Genomic DNA, 18625 nt, shown 5'->3' with positions numbered 1-18625 from the left:
GCAGAAAGAAATACGTCTAGGCGCGAGAGGTGAAGATGGCGAAGATCGGCTTTGGAGGGGGGTGCCATTGGTGCACCGAAGGGGTGTTCCAGGCGCTGCGCGGCGTTGCGCAGGTCGACCAGGGCTTTGTCCAATCGGACGCTCCGGCAGATAGCTGGTCAGAAGGGGTGATCGTCACCTTCGATCCTTCAATCATTCCGTTGGCAACGCTGTGCGAGGTGCATCTGAGAACGCATTCAGCCACCCGGGCCCGCTCTCCTAGCGACAAGTACCGCAGCGCGATCTATATTTTCGATGACAACCAGCGGCATGAGGCCGAATTGGCGATCGTCCGATTTGCCGAGGAATTCGGCAATACGGCGCATACCCTGGTTCTGCCGTTCAGAAGCTTCAAGGCTTCGGACGAGCGTTACCAGAACTATTATCGAACCGATCCGAGCCGACCCTTCTGCCGCCGCTTCATCGATCCCAAGCTGGACTATATTCGGCAGCATTTTTCGGAAGTGGCCCTGCCTGAACCGAACTCTGTCGCCGAGCACGCTGTCGATCGCGACAATGTCTCGCAAGACCCCGCCAGCGCTGGGATAATGACTGACAGTTCTTCATCCATCGCAACTCAATCAAGGACGTCGCCATGATGATCAAAAAGCCATTCACTATTCTCCCTCTCGCCCTGGCGCTGCTTGGCCCGATATCCTCTTCTCCCGGTTTAGCGGCTCCGACGCCCGCCGCGGTGCCCGACACCATAGCCGGGACCGTCCGCCAGACCGCTCCCGCAATTTATCGATTTACGATTGGCGATGCCCAGATAACGGCATTGTCGGATGGGTCGGTCCCGCTGGACCTGCACCAGTTGCTGCGCGGCGTCTCGGCGCAAACGATCGACGAAATTCTTGCCCGCAGTTTCCTAGCCAATCCCGCAGAGGCTTCGATCAACGCTTATCTGATCGACTTCAACGGGCGGCGGATCCTTGTCGATGTCGGTGCCGGCGATCTTTTCGGCCTAGGCAACGGCGGCAGGCTGCTCGAAGCGCTGGCAGCAGCTGGGGCCGCGCCGGAGACAATCACCGACATACTCATCACCCATGTCCACAGCGACCATAGCGGCGGTCTCACGAAGGCGGGCAAGATCGTCTTCCCGCGCGCGACGGTCTATGCCGGCGGTGCAGATATTCGCTTTTTCTCCGATGTTGCCAACGCGGCTAAAAGCGGGATCGACAAGCGCTTCTGGACCCAGACCGAGCAGACGCTGACGCCCTATGTCACGGCCGGCCGGGTGAAGCCGATCGATACCGATGGCGAAGTCGTGCCGGGCATTCGTGCCGAACTGCAGCCTGGGCACACCCCGGGCACCGCCTTCTACACCTTGACCAGCAAGGGGCAGAGTATCGTCTTCGTCGGCGATGTCATCCACGCCGGCGCGGTTCAATTTCCACGCCCCGACGTGACGATCACTTTCGATGTTCGCCAGGACGAGGCGCGCGCCGTGCGGAAAGCCGCGTTCACCCGCTTCGCTCGCGACCGTATGATGATTGCGGCGCCCCATCTTCCGTTCCCGGGGGTGGGTCACATTGCCGCCGACGGATCCGGCTACCGCTGGTACCCCATCGAACAGACGGATCGCGAGCCCATGAAGGAGAGGCTCAAGCTCTGAAGCTCGCATCGCCTCTTGCATTCTCCAGCCGCTGCGCTATTTATATGCGCGACGCATATATACTGGAATGCGATTGACCAAGGACGCTTCACCTTCCGATCGGCTGATCAATCTCTTCGGCGCCCTCGCGCAGGGGGTGTCGGATGAGATGCGCGGTGCGATATCACAGCGCTTTCCGGCCGGCGGGGAGACCGCGGCGGCATTGAGCCTCATCGGCCATGAACCGGGCCTTTCGATCGACCAGATCGGCAAGGCCCTGCGCCTGTCGCATGCCGGTGCTGCCCGCGTGGTCGAACGGCTGGTCGCTCAGAATTTCGTCTCGAAATCGCAATCCCCCGGCGATCGCCGCGTCATGCACGTGTCGTTGACGTCCGGCGGCGAGACGGAACGCAGGGCGCTCCTGAATCTGCGCAGCACAGCGATCACCGGGTTGCTCGCTGCGGTCGGCGAGAAGGACCGCGCTGCGCTGGAGCGCGTCGCGGAAACCATCCTCGCGTCATTGCCGCGCGACGAAGTGCGCGCGCGCACGACCTGCCGTTTCTGCGACGAAGAGAAGTGCACCAACTGTCCGACCGACATCGTCGGTCCCGGAATTACAAACTGACGCCTCTCGCCACATTTCCATCAACAAAAAGGGCATTGATTATGAGCTTATTGGAGAAATATTCATTCAGCGTCCCCGAGCATCAAATGCGCGAACTCGCTCTGCTGCGATGGGCCCTAGTCATTGTCTTTCTGTGGTTCGGCGGCATGAAATTCACGGCTTATGAGGCGCAAGGCATTGCCCCATTCATCGAACACAGCCCGCTTATGAGCTGGCTTCACCCGCTGTTCGGCGTCCAGGGCGCCAGCCAGTTCATCGGCACGATGGAACTCGCCACGGCCGCTGCCCTGATCCTCGGTGCATTCAAACCGATTTTCTCGGTCCTCGGCGGCGCCATGTCGGTGGCGACCTATACCATCACCTTGACATTCTTCTTGTCAACGCCTGGTGTCGCAGAGCCGACCGCCGGCGGGTTCCCGGCCATTTCGGCCATCCCCGGGCAATTTCTGTTGAAAGACGCCGTTCTGCTTGCCGCTTCGCTGGTATTACTCTCGGCGGCTATCCGACGGAAAAAGCCTGCCGACGCCCAGGTCTAAGGCACCAACAAACCGCAAGTTACGATGCGGACCTGTGGCGGGGAGCGTGAGGCTCCCCCAGCGACAGGCGCCGCGAGCTTGCTCATCGATCCTCGCGGGCTTTCCGCCCCACCGGGGAGGTGAGGCCGGAACGCTATGCTTCGCTCGCGCGAGCAGGAAATCAGGGCGGATCTCCCCCTCGGCCGTGCGCGATCCAGGCTCGGGCAAAGGCTCTGCCGGATTTGCGCCGTTGCAAGGTGCCGATATTCTATCCGAGCCGAAGGCGGGCACCGCTTGGCCTAGCCTCCCGGACCACAGTCGATGCAGCGCAGCGGCGGATTCGGTCCGAACCCGAGATGGTGGTTGAGGTGGCGAAGCGCGGTGCGCAGCCCTTCCTCAATGACAGGATGATAGAAGGGTCGTTCGAGCAATTCGGCGACGGTGAGCCGGCTCTCGATCGACCAGGCGAGGAGATGAGCGAGATGTTCCGCCGCTGGACCGAAGATTTCGGCGCCAAGCAGCAACCCGCTCGGCCGATCGCCATAGACGCGCAGCAATCCCCGGTTGAGCCCCAATATGCGAGCCCGTCCCTGGTCTTCGAACGACACTTCGCCGATGGCGAAATCCATCCGGTCGCGAAGAAGGTCGGCATGGCTGCGCCCGGCGATGGCGATCTGGGGATCGGTGAAGACGATCGTCAACGGGGTCCGGCGCGCGCGGCGATAGCTGTGCGGATAGCGCGCGGCATTTTCGCCTGCCACCCGGCCTTCGTCCGCGGCCTCGTGAAGGAGCGAGAGATCGACCGCCGAGTCGCCCGCGATGAAGATGTCGCTGTAACTGGCGCGCATCGACAGGTGATCATAAGTGGGGACGCCATGGGCATCGAGCGTGAGCGAGGTGTTTTCCAGTCCGAGATTGTCGACATTGGCCCGTCGGCCTGCGGCCGCGAGGAGATAATCGAACCGCTCCTCGCCCCCCGCTGACCGGACGATCACAGCGTCCCCGTCGCGCGCGACGCTTGCATCGGCTGCCATCCAGTCGATAGGAATTTCGCTCGAGAACTGTGCCGCCGCATAAGCCGCGACGTCGGGATCGGTGAGCGGGCCGACGCTGCCGCCGCGCCCATAGATATGGGTGCGGACACCGAGGCGATGCAAAGCCTGCCCGAGCTCCAACCCGATCGCGCCGGTGCCGAAGACTGCAACCGAGGACGGCAGATCGGTCCAGTCGAACAGTTGGTCGTTGAAAATCAGCCGATCGCCCGCCGGTTCCAGGCCTGCGGGTACGACCGGCCGCGAGCCCGTTGCGATCACGATGCTGCGCGCGCTGATCTGCTTGCCGCTCGCAAGTTCGAGCCGATTGTCATCGACAAAACGCGCCTGCTCGCGAAGCAGGCCTCCGGGTGCAAACCCCGCAATCGCCTCGGTGGCGAAGCTAACAAAGTGGTCGCGCTCGGCGCGGACGCGGTTCATGACCTGCACACCATCGACCTCGACGGGTCCGGCGCGAAGTCCGAACAGGCCGACGCTTTCGGCACGGTGGCGCGCCTCTGCCGCAGCGATCAGCAATTTGGAGGGCATGCAGCCAACGCGGGCGCATGTGGTCCCCAAGGGGCCGCCATCGATCATGACGACGCGATCGCTATATTTGAGCGCTTCCCGGTACGCCGACATTCCAGCGGTGCCCGCGCCGATTATCGCCACGTCATAGTCGAAATCGGTCATCCCGCTGTCCCTTCCTGATTACACGATGCGCATATTGCGCGCATCGAGCGCGCAAAAACAGTTGGCCCGTGGGCATGGTTTCTATGCCCTGCGGGAATAGTTTGTGGCGGCGAAGATGAGCATGAGGGTCAATGTCATCCCGAAATAGGCGGTCAGGGCATGGGGAGCGAAGGAGGGCAGCCCGTAGACGATGATGACCCCATTGCCGCCCGGGATGAGCTGGGTGGCCAACCCCATGATGGTGCCGCCGACGAGATGCCGCGAGCCTTGACGCCAGTTGGTGCCGCGCAACCGGAAGCCGGCGGAGCGGACGGCTGCAAATAGTCCGCCGCCGATCATCATCGCGGTGCCCAAAAGCGCCGGCAAAGGAGAAATCGGGGCGAAATCGTGCATGACGAGCTGCGAGGGGTAGCTGGACAGGAGGCCCAGATAGGTCCAGCTCCCGGCGCAGGCGTACAGCAGGCCGCCGCCGATGCCGATGATGAGCATGGCCTCGAAGGGACGCATCCGCGCGCGTCCAAGCAGCATCTTGCGCCAGCGCGACCGGCGGCGCAACAGTCGCAGGCGCGGCCAGCTCCACCAGCAGACTGCGGCGAAGGCCAGCCACGCCGCTATCGCGGCGAGCGGTGACGTCGCAAGCAGCGAGGGCTCGGGAATTTGCTGGGGCCTGTAGACTTTGGATATGAACGAGGCGCCGATTACCCAGCCGGCGAGGGTCAGAAGATATCCGAGCCTGCCGCCGGTCAAATGCGCGAGTGTTCCAAAGCCGCAAGCCTGGTTCGCCCACGCGCCGATCCCGTAAAGACACCCGAACAGGAAAGCCTGGATCAGCTGGTCGTAGCCCGGGGACAGATGGAAAACAGCTGGTGCGGTCCATGCCAGTGGAACAAGCAGAAGCCCTGACCAGCAAGCCGCCGTCGCGAACCCGATGAACTTGTCGGGTCGGCGCCGCACGACAAGATCCTGCGCCGCAACGACCACGCAGACCGTCCCCCGCCTGATCGCGAAACCCATCGCAAAACTCAGCATCGAAGCAGCGATGGCAACCGCAATAGCGTTCATGAGAGCAAGCCGGGTCGCTCATCGGCAAAGATCGCGTTCATCTGCGGGCGGAGCCAGTCGAGAAAAGCGCGCACTCTCGCGGTCTGGTCGCGGCCAGCCGGCAGCAGGGCCCATAGATCAATGTCTTCGAGCATATGGTTGGGCAGCAACTCGACAAGATCGCCGGTATCGATCAGATCGGCGACGAAGGGCCGGGGCAACATCGCATAGCCGAGACCGGCAAGCGCTGCCGACCGGGCTGCGTCGTCGCTGTCGAGAATGAGCGCAGGATGCACCATGATCGCGATGCGCGCGCTGCCATCGCGGAAGACCCAGCTATTCTTCGCATGATGAAGGCGCGAGATGATCGCGGGCTGCCCCATGAAATTGTGCGGGGCGTCGAGACCATTTTCGGCCTTGTTCGCGACCAGCGCCATCCGCGTGCGCGCCATGCGAGAGGCGACGAGCGCGGTGTCGGCGAGCGTGCCAATTCGCAGCGCGATATCCACGCCCGATGCCACGACATCGGTTTCGCGATCGGTGATCTCCAGATCGAGCGTGACTTCGGGAAAGCGATCAGAGAATTCCCGGAGACGCGGCACGAGATGCAGCCGGGCAAGGCAAGTCGGGACCACGACGCGCACCGGTCCGGCGAGACGGCCCCCGTCTTCCTTGGCGGCAATCTCCGCGGCGGCGGCGGCTGCAATCGCACGCTCGGCGCCGTCGCGGTAGCGACGGCCCGCCTCGGTGAGCGTCAGGCTGCGGGTTGAGCGCTGGAACAGCCGGACGCCGAGATAGGCCTCAAGCTGCGCCACGGCTTTCGAAATCGATGGCTGACCGACATTGCGCCGTCGCGCCGCCGCGGAAAAGGAACCCGCCTCGGCCACGGCGAGGAACTGCTCCATGACGGCAAGTCGATCCATTTCATTCCCCTGCGGAATAGGTCCTATCGACTCAACCCATCTGCCGCAAGCAATCGCTACAGCCTAAATACGGCTCATCCGCAAAAACGGACCCGAGACAAAGCCTCCTGGAGTTTTGAGATGACCATCATGAATGCCAGATCAGAACCGACGCCGCTTTCGCGGCCCTGGATCGCGGGGTCCGTTTCCTTGCGGGTTGCGGCGGCCTTCCCTTACCGCCGCAAAAGCCTCGAGCCCGGACGCGACGTCCGAGCCGGTAATTCCCCTTCCCGGCTTCGTCGCTTCGCTCGATCCACCTTGGGCTGGGCGTGACTCCCGGCGCCCGGCTCGAGGTGGACATTGAAGGAAAGGCTGGCGCGAGCCGCGCCAGCCTTTCCCCTCCCCAATTTTCGATGCAGAAGAGTCGAATGAACTTCCGAACGGACATGAGCATGATCGAGCAAGCCTATTTCCAGGCAGCCGGCGACGAGGGGAGGGTGGCAATCGCCGAAGGCGATCGGCAGATCCTGGCCATGGGCATCGAGGTCTCGGCTGTCCAGGCCGGAGATGTCGCGCCGGAGTTCCTGCTGGAAAACGCCCTCGGCGGCACAGTCTCGCTGCGTGGCCGATTGATTGGCGGACCAGTGGTCCTGAGTTTCTTTCGCGGCGGATGGTGCCCCTTCTGCCGCGCCGAACTTCGGGCGATGTCGAAGGCGGCGCAAGCGGTCGAGGATAGAGGAGCGAGCCTGCTCGCGATCTCCCCGCAGCCGCTCGCCGACAGCATCGCAATGGCGCGGGCCGAGGAAATGACGCTTCCGTTGCTCGCCGATCGCGGAATGACGGTCGCGAGCGATTATGGCCTCGCCTTCGAACTGCCCGAGAGTATGCGCCGGGCGGCGCTTGCGGACGGGATGGTCGCAGGCGACGACGGCGCCGACTGGCGCATTCCGATGCCGGCAACCTATGTGATCAGTACCGACGGGATCATCAGATATAGTTTTCTCGATCCCAATTATCGCAACCGGCTCGACCCGGCGGTTCTCATGAGCATCCTCGACCGCCTCTGAGCCAAATTTCGAATTTCGGGACTGTCTCCACCGGCGCGCATGCGGCGCACCGGGGTGGAAAGACGTGCCGCAACTGTCAGACAAAGGAGATATCGAATGACCTACCTCAAGACCAGCGAAGCCATTGCGAAGCTGACGCCCCAACAGCGCCATGTCACCCAGGAAGGCGGCACCGAGCGTGCCGGCAGTGGGGAACTGCTGCACAATAAGGAGCCCGGCATCTACGTCGATATCGTCAGCGGCGAGCCCTTGTTCGCCTCGACCGACAAATTCGATTCCGGCAGTGGATGGCCGAGCTTCACCAAGCCCATCGTCCCCGCCAATGTCGATGAAATACGCGACGACAGCTACGGGATGATCCGCACCGAGGTGCGCTCGGCTCATGGCGACAGCCACTTGGGACATGTGTTTCCCGACGGTCCGCGCGACCGTGGCGGCCAGCGCTACTGCATCAACTCGGCTTCACTCCGCTTCGTCCACCGCGATGACATGGAAGCCGAGGGCTATTCCGAATTTCTGAACCAGATCGAGGAGAATTGATCATGACCGAACGTTCCATCCTTGCCGGCGGCTGCTTCTGGGGCATGCAGGACCTGATCCGCAAACTCCCCGGCGTCGTCAGCACCCGTGTCGGTTACAGCGGCGGCGATGTGCCGAACGCGACCTATCGCAACCACGGCACGCACGCCGAGGCGATCGAGATCAATTTCGATCCCGATCAGATCAGCTACCGCCGGATCCTCGAATTTTTCTTCCAGATCCACGATCCGACCACGCGCAATCGCCAGGGCAACGACCGCGGCGGGAGCTATCGCTCGGCGATCTATTATGCCGACGAAGCGCAGCGTGAAACCGCGTTGCAGACGATCGCGGACGTCAACGCATCCGGCCTCTGGCCGGGAAAGGTAGCGAGCGAGTTGGAGCCGATTGGCCCCTTCTGGGAGGCGGAGCCGGAGCACCAGGATTATCTGGAGCGCCGTCCCAATGGTTACACCTGCCACTTTCCGCGCGCCGCCTGGGTCCTTCCATCGGCCGGCGAGCGGTCTGAGGCAGCTTGATCGGAGACATGAAATGAAACCGAACATAACCCTCTATACCAAGGACTATTGCCCCTTTTGTCACCGGGCCAAGGCGCATCTTCGCGCCAAGGGGGTGACCGACTGGATCGAAATCGACGTCGAAGATGATCCGGTGCAGTTCCGTGCAATGCAGACAGCGTCTGGTGGACGCAGGACGGTTCCGCAGATCTTCATCAACGGTACGCATGTGGGCGGGTCGGATGATCTGGTGGCGCTCGATGCCGACGGCGGCCTCGATTTGCTGCTGCGCGAAAAGATGCTCGTCTGAAACTAACGGGCGTCCGCCGAACAGCGGGCGCCCGTTTGCGCGTTACCGTGAGCCGCCCCGGAGTTGCTCGCGCTTAGAGCCAACGGCGATCGGCCGTGAAGTCGATCGTGAGCCAATATCCGGGGCGCAGCCCGCCCATCGCGTCCGCAAATTCCTGACGAATGGCGTCCTGCTCGCCAAGCGTCATCGTGGTCGATGCCGCGGCACCGACAAAGCCGATCTCGATAAACCCTGCGCGGCCGACCTGGGTCACATAGGATTGATGCTCGACGAAGCCGTGCCGTGCCGCGACTTCGCGTGCGATGCTGCTGACCTGCGCATCGAGATCGGCTGGCGCGATCTGCAGTATCTCGCGACCGGCCGCTGCCAAGGCCCGAAGGGGAAGCGGAGCCAGGAAGATTGCAAGGAGGATGAGGATTGCCGGATCGAAATAGGCCGAGAGCTTCTCCGCCTGCGTTCCCTCGAGCACGACCGCGGTGACAAATGCGGCGCTCAGCCCGGCGTTGAGAAGTGCGCCGAAAAGCCACGCGGCCGCGTCGATATTCAGAAGCGAGGACCCGAGGCCGCGAGCGCGGCGCCGGATATAAATATACATCCCGAAGCCGATGAGCGCGCTCGCGCCGGCATATCCGATACCGGGCCCGAAACTCACGTTCCGTCCTCCCATCATCACGGTGTCTACTCCGTCAATCAATGCATAGGCGCAGGCGAGGAGCAGAACGCTGCCGTTGACGAACCCAAGCATCGGCTCGATGTGCCAGTAGCCATATTGGAACCGGCGGTCTGCGCCACGCGCGATCAGCCGCGCGGCGAAAAAGGCGGCCAGCGTAAGCCCTGCGTCGGCAAGGCTGTACACACCGTCGAACAAGATCGACTTTGCGCCGCTCAACAGGCCAATAGCGATGCCAACAAGGGAAAGGGCGAGGGTGCCGGTGGCGGAGAACAGGAGAAGCCGTTGTTCCTTGCGCTCCGAATGCGGTCCCAATTTCCATCTCCAATATTACAGCGGTCCAAGGGCCGTCACCTGAGGCTGTTATCGTAGCGAGTTACGCTGCCGGCGATGTATTTCCAACTGGCCTGACCTAAGGATGAAGCTGCAGTAAGATCTGCTATTCAAGCCCGCCCCGCATATCAAACATGATGTTGCACCAGCAGAAACGCCGAAAGAAAGCCCGTCACGGTAATCAAACCGATCATCGGCGGCGCGTGATCGAAGGCTTCCGGGATCATGGTTTCCGCGAGCATCGCCAGCACCGTGCCTGCAGCGAAACAGAGAATGACCGTCGTTGCGTCGGTTGAGACTGATCCCAAAGCAAAATTCCCGAAGGCGGCTGTGAGCCCTATCAGGAGCGGGATGCCCGCCCAGATCGCGTAAATGTAGCGTCGTGATCGTCCAGCCAGCTTCATCCCCGAGGCGCTTGAGAGTCCCTGAGGAATGTTGGCGAGGAAAAACCCGGCGACGACGCCCATCCCGATCTTCCCGCCGCCAACCATAGACAGGCCGATCACGAGTGCTTCGGGAATGCCGTCAAGAACCGTCCCAACAGCAATCGCGACGCCGCTTCCGGCATGCTCATTTTCGGTCGTTTGCTTCACGCATTCGCCGCAACGTTTCCTATTTTTCGCGCCGCTTGTGGCGAGATACCAGTTGATGCCGCTGAAGATTGCCGCCCCTCCCAGCAACGCTGTGATCGCAGCGGCGGACATGCCAGTTTTGATTGCGTTCCCCATAAGCTCGACAGCGACAATGGCGATAAGCACGCCGCCGCCAAACCCCATCACGGTCGCGATGAGGCGATGAGACAGCCGGTTTGAAAACAGGTCCGCGACAACGGCACCGATCAAAAGGCCGCTGGCTGTAAACAGGCCCCAAAGGCCAGCTCCGAGGAAATCAGCGATGACGCGACTTTCTTTCGTTTCGGATTTTACTGGCCTAGCACGGGTTGCGGTCAGTCTGGAATGCGGGCGATTACCTTGATCTCGAAATCGAATCCGGCCAGCCAGTTCACACCAAGTGCTGTCCAGTTCGGATAAGGCGCTTCAGTGAAGATCTTGCTCTTCACGGCCATAATCGTTTCGAACTGATTTTCGGGATCGGTATGGAAAGTCGTTAGATCGACGATGTCGTCAAATCCGCATCCCGCAGCCAGCAGGGTCGCTTCCAGATTTGCGAAGGCCAGCCGAACCTGCTCCGCGAACTCTGGTTCCGGCGAACCGTCTTCACGACTTCCGACCTGGCCGGATACGAAAAGCAAACGATCCGACCGGATCGCTGCGGAATATCCATGCTCTTCGTAGAGAGCATGTCGGTTTGCGGGGAAAACCGCATCACGTTTGGCCATGTGTCATTCCTTTGATTGAGGACATTCGGGCCTTGGCAAAAAATCGCCCTTGGCTGAATAGTCCGTTGAGTTGTTTTGTGCCTCAAGCATCAATCTGACTAGCCACCTTCAGTGGCTCATGCGTCTTACCGCCGCTCGCGAGCGGGAAGCCGCCGTCGACTACTGTGCGACGCTTTTCAGATAGACGATGATATCGCGGCGCTGACCCGGATCCTTGATCCCGTTGGGGAAGAGATTTCCCATGCGATTCCCGGGAATGAAGGATTTTGGCGCCTCGATATGTTTGTCAATATTGTCGGCTGTCCAGGTTATGCCGGAATTCCGTATCTGGTCCGAATAATCAAAGTTTGGCACGGTGCCCGCCTTGCGGCCGACGACGCCAGCCAGCGTTGGTCCGATGCCGGCACCACCAAGGTTTATGGAGTGGCATGCCCTGCAAGTCTTGTCGAAAGCCATCTTGCCTGAAGCCACGCCGCTCGTCATGGCCTGCGTTGCGACGGCGGGAACTATCCCGGGCGGGTTACCTCTATGTGAATTCACCGGCAGGCCGACTTGGCCTTTCTCACCCAGCGCTGGGTAGGCATAGGTGTAAACCCATTCGGATGACTTGGCCGGAATGTGGCATGATTTGCAGTCGGTTTGGTAATTCGTCGCCGTTTGCTTCTTGGTGTCGGTCGGGTCGAATTGCGCCCAGCCCCACCCGTCACCCCAGAGGGGGTTGCCCGCGAACCGTCCCTTGCGATCCTTCACCATGAGGAACCAAATCTTGCGATCACCGGCCCAGGATGCGCGGCCTGTGACGAGGTCGGCGCTCTTCGCAATTGTGACTTCCTTGATCAAGACTGCGCCGTCAGGAAATTTCCCCGCGCTCCGAAAGGCGTCAACATCCGCCGGTCGGGAATAGACGGAATGAATTTCTGCCTCTCCCGAGGGCGCCGTGACCGACCAGGTGCCAATGAACATGTAACTCTCGGGGAAGTCTGCGGGAAAGGAGATCGTCCCATCTTTGTTGACCAGCGACGCGTAAGTATCGTCGGGCGCACCCGCATCGCTCTTTTTGCCGCAGGCTGTGGTGAACAGCGCGACGGCGCAGATGACCGCAATGGTCTTCCCGGTCAGCAAATCGTCGTTCCTATGAGCACTGAGCATGGCCGCTGCTCTTGCATCGCCTGTCGCGCCGCAGACGCCGATGGCTGCAGCAGCGTCATGTCAACCGCGGGGGAGCGGTAGCGGATCGAGTATGGGCTTGTAGAATTTGATGTAGACCATGTCTTCTGCATTGGCGATGTGGCACCCCGCGCATTCGTCGACGGATTTGAGCGCTGCCGTGGCCAGATAGGGCGGAGCGGAATGATTGAAGTTGAAATAGCCCCAGCCATTTGAATCGGCGAACCGTTTGCTGTCCTTGACTGAAACGTCGAGGCCATTGGGCGGACCGGGAAAATATCCTCGCCCGGATGGTGCCGTCGTTGATCCGTCAGGAAATTCGCCTTTCGGATCACTGACGAGCTGTAGTTCCTTGATCATCATGGTGCCTTCAGGCCATTTGCCGGTCGCCCGATAGGCCTTGAAGGCTGCTGGCTGCGTGTAGACATTGTGGAACTCGGGAAAAGACGCTTTCCCGCCGTTAAGACCGTGCGGTGTCAGCGGCGCCCCGAGGAAGACCAACTCGCGAAAGTCTTTTGGTTGGACCAGCTGTCCTTTGGCATCCCAAACGGGCGGGATATCGATCTCGGGATAATTGGGGTCGCGAGCGACGGCCGCTTGCGTTCGCGGTTCCGCACTGTCGGATTTCTCGCCTTCCCCTGATGCGCCGCCGCAAGCCGAAAGTGTCGATAGCAGGAAAGCCGCACTCGCGACGCTCAAAAACGATTGATTATAGACTGGAGTCACGGCACCCGTCCTCTTCTTGAAATCAATATATGGTATCTGATCATCAAGCATCGTGGGAGAGATGTCCAATAGCCGGTCGGTATAGTTTCAATAGTTTGAAGGCCTATAATTTTTATATAACCCATTGAACTAAGTGATTTTATTGGTCGGTTCAATGTTTTCGACAATTTATGTGCCGTTCAGCTAATGAGTATGCTGGTCGTTGCTCGACCGACGACGTTGAGCGCGAGCTGCTCAACCTACGGGGTATATGCAACGCAAAATCTTCGCCCGGATGAAATCGCCAGATCGAGAATCGGTTGTGCGAGCCGCAGTCGCCCATGGCCAGCCGGCGCACGGCGAACGTCCGCTTCTCTTCGGTTCAGACTGAAAGCGGCCTGACCGAAAACGGCCAGAGTCGGCGGTATCGCACGCCTGAATGTGAGTTCGGGGGGTGTCGCCTATTCCGTAGGATTTTGTCGCCACCAAGCGTGGATTAATCGCTTTCCTACAATATTTCGCGCTGTCATGCCGAGCCTATGCAAGTACGCGGAACCAAATGGCGCGACCGGGCGCTCGCTATCGAATTCTGGATTGCGACCGCGTTGATGGGTGGCTCATTCCTCGTCGGGGCATGGCAGGCGCTCAAATATTTGTTCTAGCGGTGCAGGTGGTGCAGTGGGGCTACGCGCCGGCCGCCAGCGGCGAAGAAGCAATATTCTCGGGAGCCACACCGTCGACATCGACCAGGTCTTCACCGACCACGATGCCGGTAATGCGAACACGCTTTTCGATATGGTCGACCGGAACGCGGTGGAGGTCGAGGCGCCACCGACCGCCAAGGTCACGGCGAAGCGAGAATCCGCCCGCGTCGCGGAGCAAGGTTCCCGTCTCTTCGATTCTCGTGCCGATCATCATCATGTCGTTGGCCTACCCAAAGTCGCAACACCGCGCCAGAAACTTTGGATGAAGGCCTTTCAACCCAGCCTAAATGCTCAGCGCCGCCGAAATGGCTCGCAAGCCACCCCGTCACCGTCGCCATCCATTTCTGGCCGATATCCCGGCTGACCGCGGTATAACGGCGCAGCACCCGCTGCCCATGCCGCATTGCAATTGCGGTAATAGACGCCGGACGGCGCCGGTGATGCAATAGGCTGACGCACGGCGGATGCCTGCGGCTTGGGCCGATGTGCCCTGGGATTGGCGGCCCGATAGTCCGCTGGCTTTTGGAAGTCGGAACTCCAGATGCCTAGTTTGAGGGCCTTGGCGCGCGCCTCGGCGCCGAGATAGCGATCGCTAAACTGAGGCAACGCAACTGCAAGGCCCGCTTCGACCATGGCTTGGCCTAGATCTATCTGCCGCGCGGTGCAGCTGGCGACGATCCGGTCATAGTCATCAACATCGCGCTGCTCACAGCGCAATTCGGCACCATTCACCAATTGCCCCAATTTCGCCATCGCTTCTTTCCCACATGCCCAGCTTTGACCCTGCCGCGAACATGTCTGATAAAGCTCGGGGGCATCGACGCCATGTAAGCGGACGGCAATCCCTGCCATGTCGAGGGAGTCGCCGTCCTTTGCACGGCCCGTTCCACTAATGTCCTGCGCGGACGCGGAAAGCGGGGTCAGCGCGAGTGCGATTACAAAAAGCCATTTCATGGGAAGGATTCTAGCGCGGTTAACTTACCAATTTCTTGAACATCCTCGATCGATCGAGCCGAATGTCCGCTATGCGAATATTCGTCCCAAAGACCGGCTGACAGAACCGGCAATAGCCGAATCGACCAAAGCGCCGACCGCGCCGAACTCCTTTGCTGCGGACGTGGCGCCGGTGACGACCACGACGGTATGGGTAGGGCATTAGAACCAGTGCTAAGAGCGCCCGCTCCGCTACCGCCCGGACCGACGGTTCTGCATTCCCTTTATAATGTCTCCAAGAACCAAGCGATCTTGGTGATCGAGAGATTTCAGATCACGGTACATGACGAGCAAATGCTCGTCATCGCTATCTTCGTCCGGCTTCTCCCCGACAAGGCTTGCGATAGATACCTCAAAATGATCGGCGAGCTTTCGGACAAGTTCGATCGACGGATTCTTGGCGGTGCCTTTCTCAAGCTCCCAGATATGCGCCTTCGACGCACCGATGGCGTCAGCCACTGTTTGAAGCGATTGCCGCTTTGCCGTGCGAAGGTTCTGCAGCCTCATCGCCAACGACATGTCCATGACCTCCCTCGACACAACCTAACATGAGAGCAACGCCATAGGAATCAAAGAGCGTTCGGTCAAACGAACGACTTCGTCCGACCGATTGACTCTAGTCGTTGTCTGATATAGCGAACGATAACGTAACTACGAATCTTACTGATGGCATCGCATGAACCACCGTCGGGATACCATTCCCCACCCTCGCATCTGGGCAGTCCACTCGGCAGCGAAACCTGGGGTCTCGGACCGATCATCGCTTGGCCGACATGCGAAAATGATACGCACTCGGAGACCGCCCCGGGGGCAGCACCATGACGCGTAGCCGGAAGCGATCAGCATCCGTGCCGCAGATTAAGTTGGAGAGAAGAAATGGCTAAAACCACCAAGTCCAAGGCGCTAGTGCCCGCTGGGCAGCGCAAGACGTCCGTGATGCGAAAGGCAGCCACGGTTGCCGTTGCGCCGGCCACGGACGGCACACTGCTGCCGATCCTCGGCTCCGACCTCGCTCTGGCGAAGCTGATCGGCGACGGAGGCGATGTCATGCGAGAGGGCGGCGTCGTTCTCGTAACCGGTCGCGCTTATGCGACCCGCGCGTGCGTCGTTCCCGCGGAAGAAATATTCTATGATCAGGCAGCGCGGCCCGATGGCAAGGGGCCGTGGCTCGGAGAGGCGGACAAGATCAGCTGGCGCGACGAGGCGAGTGGCTATGACTGCATCATCTTGCGTGACACGGAAGATGGTTTTCTGTCCGGATATGTCGGCATTCCCCACGACCACCCACTCTGGGGCTGGGATAATGGCGCAGTTCCGTCGGACATCGGGATCGAGGTGCATGGCGGTTTGACCTATTCAAGACTGTGCGAGGAAGGGCCGAGTCCGGCGCGTCGTTTAGCCGTCGAGGCGCGCCGTATCTGCCACGTGACATTACGCCCGGCGGTCTACCATCCGGTAACGCACGCTACCGATCACCGGGTCGAAGACCCGCACGCATGGTGGTTCGGCTTCAGTTGCGATCATGCGTACGATCTCATTCCCAGGCATGCGCAGGGTTCCTCCAGGCCCAAGTCATCGGAACTCGCACGGACCTATCGCGACGATGCCTATGTTGTCCGGGAAACGGTTGCGCTCGCTGCCCAGCTGCGCGCGATCGCGGAGGGGGACGCAGCGCCCCAGCGCGACGACCAGCCGCCGCCGATCGGCCTCGATCCCAGTCGCGGAGGTGGCCGTGGCCGACTTTGATCGCCACGCCAGCGAGCTCCCATGGGGATGGTGGTTTCGAGCCAATCCGCGCGGCTACGAGGATGCAGCGGGACGCCATTGGTCGAGCGTCAGGGACGCCTTCTGGGAAGGAGAACTTGGCTTCCCGCCGGTCCACTTCGCACCCGAACAGCATGAACTGATGCTGAGGGTAATGACCGCGATCAATGCGAGCTGGTTTGGCACGGAGAGCAACCACGATGTTTTCGGCGGGGACATGATGTTCTGGCGATTCTATCAGTGCTGGCTCGCCAGCATCGGTATGGTCGAGACATCGGAGGGGAGGAACGTCTTCGATGGGGGATTGAGCTCATTGGGGAAGTCGGTCCTCATGATGCTGCAGGCCACGCGCGAGCCGGAATTCGAGCGCCTGCCGATGTCGGCGGTTGTGGCGGCGGTCAGTGCGAGCAAGGGGCTCGACGCCGAGGCACGAGAGCGGGCGCTGATCACCTTTGAGCAGCAGGTTGGGTTTCGTCGCCATCTGTTCGCGCGCGAAGATTTGGGAAGTCGATACCTGGTGACGTTGACCGGACTTAAGGTTGGCGCGCGGATGCCGACGCGCAATATCGCGTGGTCGCAGTCCTTCGCCGATGCAAAATCGCGTGACGACCTCTTCGCCTGGCTCGCCGAGCGGGTGCACCGTTGGGATGATTGGGGTGAAATCGCCTACCGAAAGGGCGCGTCTGCGCTGACAAGCCATTTGTTGTCCGTCATCGTCGGTGCGGGCGGTCTAGCTCGGTGAATCCTATTCGGTGGCGCAATTAGTGCTGTGCTGGCGTGATCACGACGAGGCGGCGCCGCTATTACTGTGCGCGACCGCTAGCTTAGGGAGCCTCGGCCCCAGCTCCAACGAGGCAGGTAAGTGAAAGGAGCCAACCCGCGCCGAACGAAGTGTGTTATAGCTCGAGACGCGCGCATATTGCTGATAGTTCATTTTGAACCAACGGGTGATCAACTGCGGTCTCGAACATGTCGGCGACCGGTGGTGCGTCCGGTCGGGCGTTAAGCCGAATATCCCCTGTAGACGACCGCGCGTACAGTTTCCGAATCTTATTGGGGCCGGCCCGGAGCCACTCGACAAGTCTCTGGGCAACGACCGGATCTGTTCGAGGTGCTTCCCGACGTGGCGGCCACAGCTTTTCATTGTCTTGACCATTGCGGCTCGGCGGAGTGTCCATCTGCAGCGGCTCGGCAACGGCAGCCATCGGCTGGACGTCATCTTCAGGTTCCGGGTTGTTATGATGCGCCTTTCTCTGCTCGGCGGTGAGCCAGCGGTTTACCTGCTCGATCTTGTTCGGATCGCGCAAATAGCTACAGATGAGATGCGTAGTGTCCGACGTCGCGCCGCCTCGGCGGATGATGGTCTCCAACTGCCTGATTGCTTCTTCGCGATTACGGATCGCTTGACGAAGCGCTTTCTGCTCATCGGCAGAGAATGCATCCATCTCGAACCCGATGACGCTCGTTGAGCGCTCCGCTTTTGGCCGCGCTTGGGTGCGCGGTTTAGCCGGCACAGATCGGATCATATCGTCGTAGAAGAGGCGTGCGATCGCAAGCCGGAGCTCTGCCCAGCGCAGCTCTATCGCCCGCTGGTCAGAGTATCCGGCGACGTAATTGTCGTATGCTCTGATGAAGTAAGCTTCGGACCGGCGCAATTCACTGATCGTCGCCTCAAGCTTTAGGCCCGGGTTGCGCAAGGTCTTGCGGAGGTCGGCAAAAGCCGGTCCATTCAGATCCTGGCCCGCGAACATGGTTTCGATCGTGACGATTTTGCCACTCGCTTGGGCGGCTTGGATGATGGCGACTTCAAGTTCGCGCGTCAATTTTTCCATCTGGGCAGAATGCGCAGCCATACCTTCGACGATTACGCGCGCCATGGCCTCGGCAAGCAAGTTTTTCATGATTATCTCCTTGCTTGGTCGGTAGGTTGGAGCCCCGGTGAACGACGAGCCATTCTGTCGCTGATAAGGCACGGCTCGTCGCTAAAACCTGACATTCAAGCTCGTTGTTCCACTGCAAATTGGTGCATGGATATTACAACGAGCATTTAAATATCCAAAGACCGGATATTGGGTCGACTTCGCCGCCACCGAGAT

22 protein-coding genes are annotated in these 18625 nt (G+C 60.7%); 10 read left to right on the top strand and 12 right to left on the bottom strand.

From position 1 onward, the window contains the following. The first annotated feature begins 35 nt into the window (after positions 1-35). The 4 genes from ATE64_RS13010 to ATE64_RS12995 all read left to right on the top strand — a co-directional run bounded on the left by ATE64_RS13010 (position 36) and on the right by ATE64_RS12995 (position 2794). Positions 36-638, top strand: coding sequence for a peptide-methionine (S)-S-oxide reductase (locus ATE64_RS13010; RefSeq protein WP_011540442.1), 603 nt, complete (start codon positions 36-38; stop codon positions 636-638). Beyond that, positions 635-1654 carry an MBL fold metallo-hydrolase gene (locus ATE64_RS13005; protein ID WP_011540443.1) on the top strand — a complete coding sequence of 340 codons (1020 nt, stop codon included), beginning with the start codon at positions 635-637 and terminating at the stop codon, positions 1652-1654. The genes ATE64_RS13010 and ATE64_RS13005 overlap by 4 nt, the downstream gene beginning before the upstream one ends. Before the next feature lie 67 nt (positions 1655-1721). Then, positions 1722-2258, top strand: a complete 537-nt coding sequence (locus tag ATE64_RS13000; protein WP_003045020.1) for a MarR family transcriptional regulator — start codon at positions 1722-1724, stop codon at positions 2256-2258. 41 nt (positions 2259-2299) lie between these two features. After that, on the top strand, positions 2300-2794 hold the full coding sequence (locus tag ATE64_RS12995) for a DUF417 family protein (protein WP_003045023.1): 495 nt from the start codon (positions 2300-2302) through the stop codon (positions 2792-2794). 278 nt (positions 2795-3072) lie between these two features. Here ATE64_RS12995 and ATE64_RS12990 read toward each other — a convergent pair whose 3' ends face one another. The 3 genes from ATE64_RS12990 to ATE64_RS12980 form a co-directional block, all read right to left on the bottom strand. Next, entirely contained in the window at positions 3073-4497 is a 1425-nt protein-coding gene (locus ATE64_RS12990) for a dihydrolipoyl dehydrogenase (protein WP_003045026.1), read from the bottom strand. Positions 4498-4578: 81 nt separating this feature from the next. Further along, a complete protein-coding gene (locus tag ATE64_RS12985; protein ID WP_058455119.1) occupies positions 4579-5559 on the bottom strand; it encodes a YeeE/YedE thiosulfate transporter family protein in 981 nt (326 codons plus the stop codon). Beyond that, the gene (locus ATE64_RS12980) at positions 5556-6461 is read right to left on the bottom strand and encodes a LysR family transcriptional regulator (protein ID WP_058455120.1); all 906 of its coding nucleotides are present in this window, start codon (positions 6459-6461) and stop codon (positions 5556-5558) included. Before ATE64_RS12980 ends, ATE64_RS12985 begins: the two co-directional genes overlap by 4 nt. 407 nt (positions 6462-6868) lie before the next feature. On the opposite strand from ATE64_RS12980, the gene ATE64_RS12975 reads away from it, so the two are divergent. From ATE64_RS12975 to grxC, 4 genes are all read left to right on the top strand, one after another. Continuing rightward, positions 6869-7507, top strand: coding sequence for a peroxiredoxin-like family protein (locus ATE64_RS12975; RefSeq protein WP_160328030.1), 639 nt, complete (start codon positions 6869-6871; stop codon positions 7505-7507). 96 nt (positions 7508-7603) lie between these two features. Then, positions 7604-8047: a peptide-methionine (R)-S-oxide reductase MsrB gene (gene msrB / locus ATE64_RS12970; RefSeq protein ID WP_003045036.1), complete on the top strand. Its 444-nt coding sequence runs from the start codon at positions 7604-7606 to the stop codon at positions 8045-8047. A 2-nt stretch (positions 8048-8049) separates the two neighbouring features. After that, positions 8050-8565, top strand: coding sequence for a peptide-methionine (S)-S-oxide reductase MsrA (gene msrA / locus ATE64_RS12965; protein ID WP_011540447.1), 516 nt, complete (start codon positions 8050-8052; stop codon positions 8563-8565). 13 nt (positions 8566-8578) lie between these two features. Then, a complete protein-coding gene (grxC, locus tag ATE64_RS12960; RefSeq protein ID WP_003045043.1) occupies positions 8579-8854 on the top strand; it encodes a glutaredoxin 3 in 276 nt (91 codons plus the stop codon). 73 nt (positions 8855-8927) lie between these two features. On the opposite strand, the gene ATE64_RS12955 is transcribed toward grxC, so the two are convergent. The 8 genes from ATE64_RS12955 to ATE64_RS12920 form a co-directional block, all read right to left on the bottom strand. Next, positions 8928-9839, bottom strand: coding sequence for a cation transporter (locus tag ATE64_RS12955; protein WP_011540448.1), 912 nt, complete (start codon positions 9837-9839; stop codon positions 8928-8930). 146 nt (positions 9840-9985) lie between these two features. Then, entirely contained in the window at positions 9986-10699 is a 714-nt protein-coding gene (locus tag ATE64_RS12950; protein WP_003045050.1) for a hypothetical protein, read from the bottom strand. Between the two features lie 104 nt (positions 10700-10803). Next, positions 10804-11196, bottom strand: coding sequence for a RidA family protein (locus ATE64_RS12945; RefSeq protein WP_003045053.1), 393 nt, complete (start codon positions 11194-11196; stop codon positions 10804-10806). Positions 11197-11355: 159 nt separating this feature from the next. Further along, positions 11356-12345 (bottom strand): cytochrome P460 family protein, encoded by a 990-nt coding sequence (locus tag ATE64_RS12940; RefSeq protein ID WP_058455121.1) that lies wholly within the window; start codon positions 12343-12345, stop codon positions 11356-11358. Positions 12346-12405: 60 nt separating this feature from the next. Then, positions 12406-13140: a cytochrome P460 family protein gene (locus ATE64_RS12935; protein ID WP_081611190.1), complete on the bottom strand. Its 735-nt coding sequence runs from the start codon at positions 13138-13140 to the stop codon at positions 12406-12408. Positions 13141-13752: 612 nt separating this feature from the next. Then, positions 13753-13989: a DUF5818 domain-containing protein gene (locus tag ATE64_RS12930; protein WP_049754565.1), complete on the bottom strand. Its 237-nt coding sequence runs from the start codon at positions 13987-13989 to the stop codon at positions 13753-13755. A 74-nt stretch (positions 13990-14063) separates the two neighbouring features. Then, complete coding sequence (locus tag ATE64_RS12925) at positions 14064-14726, bottom strand: thermonuclease family protein (protein WP_003045064.1); 663 nt, start codon at positions 14724-14726, stop codon at positions 14064-14066. A gap of 231 nt (positions 14727-14957) precedes the next feature. Continuing rightward, a complete protein-coding gene (locus tag ATE64_RS12920; protein WP_003045066.1) occupies positions 14958-15290 on the bottom strand; it encodes a helix-turn-helix transcriptional regulator in 333 nt (110 codons plus the stop codon). A gap of 351 nt (positions 15291-15641) precedes the next feature. On the opposite strand from ATE64_RS12920, the gene ATE64_RS12915 reads away from it, so the two are divergent. Together ATE64_RS12915 and ATE64_RS12910 are read left to right on the top strand one after the other, a co-directional pair. Continuing rightward, positions 15642-16511, top strand: coding sequence for a hypothetical protein (locus ATE64_RS12915; RefSeq protein ID WP_040590188.1), 870 nt, complete (start codon positions 15642-15644; stop codon positions 16509-16511). After that, the gene (locus tag ATE64_RS12910) at positions 16498-17271 is read left to right on the top strand and encodes a hypothetical protein (protein ID WP_058455122.1); all 774 of its coding nucleotides are present in this window, start codon (positions 16498-16500) and stop codon (positions 17269-17271) included. The genes ATE64_RS12915 and ATE64_RS12910 overlap by 14 nt, the downstream gene beginning before the upstream one ends. A gap of 154 nt (positions 17272-17425) precedes the next feature. On the opposite strand, the gene ATE64_RS12905 is transcribed toward ATE64_RS12910, so the two are convergent. Beyond that, positions 17426-18430 (bottom strand): hypothetical protein, encoded by a 1005-nt coding sequence (locus ATE64_RS12905; protein WP_231729079.1) that lies wholly within the window; start codon positions 18428-18430, stop codon positions 17426-17428. Between the last annotated feature and the right edge of the window lie 195 nt (positions 18431-18625).

This window comes from Sphingopyxis sp. H073, assembly GCF_001468395.1.
Taxonomy (GTDB): domain Bacteria; phylum Pseudomonadota; class Alphaproteobacteria; order Sphingomonadales; family Sphingomonadaceae; genus Sphingopyxis.
This window is presented reverse-complemented; position numbering and strand designations above follow the sequence as displayed.

What these genes read in the sequence shown, in the direction of transcription:
- ATE64_RS12905 (WP_231729079.1), bottom strand. Translation starts at nt 18,430, where the DNA reads ATGAAAAACTTGCTTGCCGAGGCCATGGCGCGCGTAATCGTCGAAGGT.
- ATE64_RS12940 (WP_058455121.1), bottom strand. Translation starts at nt 12,345, where the DNA reads ATGCTCAGTGCTCATAGGAACGACGATTTGCTGACCGGGAAGACCATT.
- ATE64_RS12925 (WP_003045064.1), bottom strand. Translation starts at nt 14,726, where the DNA reads ATGAAATGGCTTTTTGTAATCGCACTCGCGCTGACCCCGCTTTCCGCG.
- ATE64_RS12915 (WP_040590188.1), top strand. Translation starts at nt 15,642, where the DNA reads ATGGCTAAAACCACCAAGTCCAAGGCGCTAGTGCCCGCTGGGCAGCGC.
- msrA (WP_011540447.1), top strand. Translation starts at nt 8,050, where the DNA reads ATGACCGAACGTTCCATCCTTGCCGGCGGCTGCTTCTGGGGCATGCAG.
- ATE64_RS12935 (WP_081611190.1), bottom strand. Translation starts at nt 13,140, where the DNA reads ATGCTTGATGATCAGATACCATATATTGATTTCAAGAAGAGGACGGGT.
- ATE64_RS12980 (WP_058455120.1), bottom strand. Translation starts at nt 6,461, where the DNA reads ATGGATCGACTTGCCGTCATGGAGCAGTTCCTCGCCGTGGCCGAGGCG.
- ATE64_RS12930 (WP_049754565.1), bottom strand. Translation starts at nt 13,989, where the DNA reads ATGATGATGATCGGCACGAGAATCGAAGAGACGGGAACCTTGCTCCGC.
- ATE64_RS12995 (WP_003045023.1), top strand. Translation starts at nt 2,300, where the DNA reads ATGAGCTTATTGGAGAAATATTCATTCAGCGTCCCCGAGCATCAAATG.
- grxC (WP_003045043.1), top strand. Translation starts at nt 8,579, where the DNA reads ATGAAACCGAACATAACCCTCTATACCAAGGACTATTGCCCCTTTTGT.
- ATE64_RS12920 (WP_003045066.1), bottom strand. Translation starts at nt 15,290, where the DNA reads ATGGACATGTCGTTGGCGATGAGGCTGCAGAACCTTCGCACGGCAAAG.
- ATE64_RS12975 (WP_160328030.1), top strand. Translation starts at nt 6,869, where the DNA reads ATGAACTTCCGAACGGACATGAGCATGATCGAGCAAGCCTATTTCCAG.
- ATE64_RS12990 (WP_003045026.1), bottom strand. Translation starts at nt 4,497, where the DNA reads ATGACCGATTTCGACTATGACGTGGCGATAATCGGCGCGGGCACCGCT.
- ATE64_RS13005 (WP_011540443.1), top strand. Translation starts at nt 635, where the DNA reads ATGATGATCAAAAAGCCATTCACTATTCTCCCTCTCGCCCTGGCGCTG.
- msrB (WP_003045036.1), top strand. Translation starts at nt 7,604, where the DNA reads ATGACCTACCTCAAGACCAGCGAAGCCATTGCGAAGCTGACGCCCCAA.
- ATE64_RS12985 (WP_058455119.1), bottom strand. Translation starts at nt 5,559, where the DNA reads ATGAACGCTATTGCGGTTGCCATCGCTGCTTCGATGCTGAGTTTTGCG.
- ATE64_RS13010 (WP_011540442.1), top strand. Translation starts at nt 36, where the DNA reads ATGGCGAAGATCGGCTTTGGAGGGGGGTGCCATTGGTGCACCGAAGGG.
- ATE64_RS13000 (WP_003045020.1), top strand. Translation starts at nt 1,722, where the DNA reads ATGCGATTGACCAAGGACGCTTCACCTTCCGATCGGCTGATCAATCTC.
- ATE64_RS12945 (WP_003045053.1), bottom strand. Translation starts at nt 11,196, where the DNA reads ATGGCCAAACGTGATGCGGTTTTCCCCGCAAACCGACATGCTCTCTAC.